We start from the raw sequence: 2,612 nt of genomic DNA, 5'->3' as shown, positions 1-2,612 counted from the left end.
CGAGCTTGATCGTGTCGCCCTTCTTGTTCTCCGCGATCGCCTGGCTCGCGCCCTGGCATTGGATGAGATTGTCGGCGAACACGCCGCGCAGGTTCGGGTTGGCGGTGATCAGGTCGGTCATGATGTTGAGGCCAGTCGTGGCGTTGCCGTCAGAGACCTTGTCGGCGACCAGCTTCAGACCGGGATATTTCTCGGCCAGCTCTTCCTTGTAGCCCTTGTTGCGCGCTTCGAGCGAGCCGACGCCGGGCAGGTGCGTGATCAGCGCCACTTCGCCCTCGGCCTTGCCATACTTGTCCTTGATCGCCGCGGCCATGCCGTCGGCGGCGATGCGTCCGCCCACCTCGTTGTCCGTGGTCAGGAACGAGGTGAAGGCCTTGGAGTCGGCCGCGGAGTCGATTCCGATGATCGGCACTTTCTTGGCCGCCTCGTCGATCGGCTGGCCGAGCGCCTTGAACTGGGTCGGGGCGATGACCACCGCCGCCGGCTTCTCGGCGACCGCGTTCTCGAGGATCGTGATCTCGCCATTGATGTCGGATTCGGACTGGGCGCCGAGCTCAGGCACCTTGACGCCGAGGTCCTTGGCCGCCTGGCGGGCGCCGGCGAACACGATCTGCCAATAGGCCGAGGTCGTGTCCTTGACGATGACAGGGATCGTCGGCTGATCCGCTGCTGCTGCGTAGCTCGTCGCGCCGAGCGCGGCGACCATGGCGATCGCCGAAACGGCTAAAACCTTGTTCATGAATTTCCTCCTCGATTGAGAGCGCCCTCGCTCTCGGCCTGCTTCAGATCCGGCCTCCCGGACGCTGCTTCCTGAGATGACCCCCGTCACCCAGAAATGCGGAGGCGCGGGCGGCGGACGCCGCAGGGCGGCGGAGACTCGCGGCCCTGCGGCGCGCGATCGCTCGCGCCTAGTCTTTTTGTGCTGGTTTTCGAGCCTTCTGACGTCCGGTTCTCGCGCTCCGACTGGCCACGCGACGGCACCGGGCCGGGGGCGCAAATCCCGCCGAATGTCCGGCTGAGGCCCTCGATGGCGATGACGGGAGACGGCACGGCCTCAAACTCCAACCCTTCTGCACAGGGCCGGACGTTCGTCCTGCCCGTGGAGGGGAAATCCGTCCCGTAGTCGCCGCCTCCGGCTCGTCGTTCGGCCGTGTGGCGCATGCGTCGTTCCCGTCCCGCTGTCTGGCATGTCACCTCTTTGCGTCCCCGTCGTCAACCGGATTTTGGCCGCGCGTCTGCGCCGTTTGACCGCGGACGCGCGCGTTCCGGCGCAGCCTCAGTGCAGGAGCGGCGTCCCGTCGACCTTTGCCCCGCAAAGTGAAACTTCCAGGCCGAGCTCCGCCGCAAGCGACGCCTTGGCCGCCATGGCGAGGTCGGCGTCCGCGTCCGAGTTGGCGTAGGCGACCTGGAGGTGGTTCGCCTTGTGACGGGCCATCAGCTGGTCGCGCGAGACGCCGTGCAGGACGGCGTGCATGATCGGCCACTGGGGCGTGGTGTCGTTCCACCGCCGTTCCGTCTCCGCCTTCGGCAGCTCGACGACATGGGCGCGGCCGAGGTCCATCTTGAGCCGGCCCCCTTCGACGAAGATCCGTGACCACACGATCGGGCCGGGCTTGGCGATTCCCCGCACGGTCCCGCCGCCGAGGCGGAAATACATGGGCGGCTGGCGCAGGCTGTCACTGCCGGCCCATCCGCCGATGTGGTGCGCGGGCGGGGCGGCGCCGGAAATCTCGAACACCCAGACGTAGTCCTTGGTCGTGCCGCTGCGGTCGGCGTCGCCCCAGCGAATGTCGTGCAGCGTGGTCTCGACCGGCTGGCCGAGGGAGCGATGCACGCGGTTGGTGAACAGGGCGTCGAGGCCGGCGCACTCGTCCACCTCGTTGAAGTGCACGATCGCCTGGCCGTCGCGGATCACGCCGCCGTCGACGGTCTTCACCGGCGGACGGTCGTCGTTGTTGAGCATCCCCTCCGCTAGGTCCGACGCGGGCATCACGTCCTTCATGCCCTGCTGATACTGGATGCCGATCGCGTCGCAGCCGAAGGTTTCCGCGATCCGGGCGGCGGCGATGTACATCCGGCACTGGTCGAGGACTTGATCGAGGGTCAGATCGGTTTCCGGGTTCATCCCGAAATGGAACGTCATGCCCTTCTTGACCAGCCAGTCGTAGACGGCGCGCGCCTCGGCGTCGGAGACTTCGCGCGAGGCGGCGAAGAGCGCGGACTGCGACAGGCGCTCCTTGAAGACGCCGAGCGGGAACAACAGTTCGTCGGGGATGATGGCGTTGTACATCCCCATGCAGCCCTCGTCGAAGATACCCATGATCGCCCGGCGGTGGCGGAAGCTGGCGGCGACCTCCTTCGCAACCGCCCGGGCCTGGTCCGGCGCGGCGGCGGGAACGAAGGGGTGGACGTGCGACAGGTCGTGGGTCACGTGCCCCACCTGCAGCCACTGGTGCAGCTTCTTCTTGAAGAGATCGTCGGCGAAGGTTTCGCTCCACAGCGTGCTGTAGGGAACGCCCGCTTTGGTCAGCGAGCCGTTGAGGTTCAGCATGCCGACGAGGCCCGGCCACTCGCCGGACCAGTTGGCGACGGTCAGAATCGGGGCGCGGTGG

At 67.2% G+C, this 2,612-nt stretch carries 2 protein-coding genes; both read right to left on the bottom strand.

Annotation, left to right across the window (positions count from 1 at the left end):
* A partial coding sequence (locus tag ACLP25_RS22265; RefSeq protein ID WP_442471324.1) for a substrate-binding domain-containing protein occupies window positions 1-739 on the bottom strand: 739 nt, incomplete at its 3' end.
* A gap of 537 nt (window positions 740-1,276) precedes the next feature.
* On the bottom strand, window positions 1,277-2,612 hold a 1,336-nt coding region (locus ACLP25_RS22260), incomplete at its 5' end, for a fucose isomerase (RefSeq protein ID WP_442471323.1).

It is taken from the genome of Roseiarcus sp. (genome assembly GCF_052145395.1).
Taxonomy (GTDB): Bacteria; Pseudomonadota; Alphaproteobacteria; order Rhizobiales; family Beijerinckiaceae; genus Roseiarcus.
This window is presented reverse-complemented; position numbering and strand designations above follow the sequence as displayed.